The sequence below is a fragment of the Pyrinomonas methylaliphatogenes genome (genome assembly GCF_000820845.2).
GTDB lineage: Bacteria > Acidobacteriota > Blastocatellia > Pyrinomonadales > Pyrinomonadaceae > Pyrinomonas > Pyrinomonas methylaliphatogenes.
Genome location: NZ_CBXV010000012.1, coordinates 1 through 1,278, shown reverse-complemented (window position 1 = coordinate 1,278; position 1,278 = coordinate 1). Strand labels below are relative to the sequence as shown.

Genomic DNA, 1,278 nt, shown 5'->3' with positions numbered 1-1,278 from the left:
GTTAGGCAGGAAGATCACAGGATACTTGTGTTTGTGAGGACATCTTTATTGCTTAGGAGGCGAGGATGCGGGGCAAGGTTGTTTGGGTATTAACTTTGGTGTGGTGTGCGTTTTTTGTTCAGTGTATTGTGGGTGCTGGGAGTAGTGGGAGGAGGGGTGTTAGGTTGAGATTGGTTGCTGAGTACAAGCATGACATTTTATGTGATATATCAAGTGACGGGCGGCTTGTTTTGTTCTATCGGAGCTCATATCCGACGCGCAGCTACCGGATCTACGGTGGTTGGGTCAAGGCCAATCAGCCAGAGGTTTATGATGATGAGTTGCGGGTAGTGGATTTGCGGGATGGGCGTGAGGTAAGTCGAATCAGGGTGGAGTTCTTTCCCGAGAATGAGCAATTCATACCCGGAACGCGGCAGGTTTTCTATGGTGAACCCAAGCCACGTTCTGGTGGAAGAAGGCAATACAGGGTCTGGGATGTTGTTTCCGGTCAGACGCGCATATGCCTTGATGCTCCAGAAGGTAACTTCTCCTCAGTAAGATTCCTTAACCATCAGCACGCGCTTGGCGTCGTGTCGCAGCAGGAAGGTGAATCATTAGGCAGACTGATCCTAGAAGGTTGTACTCGCCAAATCATTGCTGCGGCTGACCCAAGCGATTCTAAGAAAGGAGTTCGTGGTCAACTCGCGCTCTCGCCTGACAGGTGTCATCTGGCTTACACCCTAGATAGCACCTTAAAGGAGGCACTTGTTCGGGACGCAGCTACTTTGAAAGTTATTAAACGAATCGAATCCCCATCAGGATTGTTTTTAGGTGATGCAATTTACACGCCAGATGGCAAGTTCCTTTTGGTTGTCGCCAGCAACACGATCTTTGATAAGCCAGAGACAAAACGCTACCTGCTCTTCTACGACACAACGAACTATGAGGTTGTGCGACGGCTTGATGTTACAAGCTGGAGTCAGCCTGATGTGCGAGATGATCGCGCCGTCAGCTCGAATGTTGTTGGCACAGCTATGGCTGTCTCACCAGACAGCCGGATGTTGGCAGTTGCTTACACGAGCGAAGAGCGTGGGGTTTTTTCGACGATCGAGCAAGCGCATGTTGTGCTTTATGACCTTGCCAGTGGCTCGGAGTTGGCGCGAGCGTCGCATCCGGCGATCAGGCAGCGGCGTGATGATCCGTTTGCCGCGAGGGTGAATCGGATAGCGTTCACGCCAGATGGGAAGTACATGTTGACGAGCACGTATGACACGCGGGTGTGGCGGATTGAGTAGGGTG

The 1,278-nt window shown here is 51.5% G+C and carries 1 protein-coding gene; it reads left to right on the top strand.

Going from position 1 to position 1,278, the window contains the following annotated elements; translation table 11 throughout:
* Window positions 1-164: 164 nt before the first annotated feature.
* On the top strand, window positions 165-1,274 hold the full coding sequence (locus PYK22_RS16085) for a WD40 repeat domain-containing protein (protein WP_157770944.1): 1,110 nt from the start codon (window positions 165-167) through the stop codon (window positions 1,272-1,274).
* The last annotated feature ends 4 nt before the right edge of the window (window positions 1,275-1,278 follow it).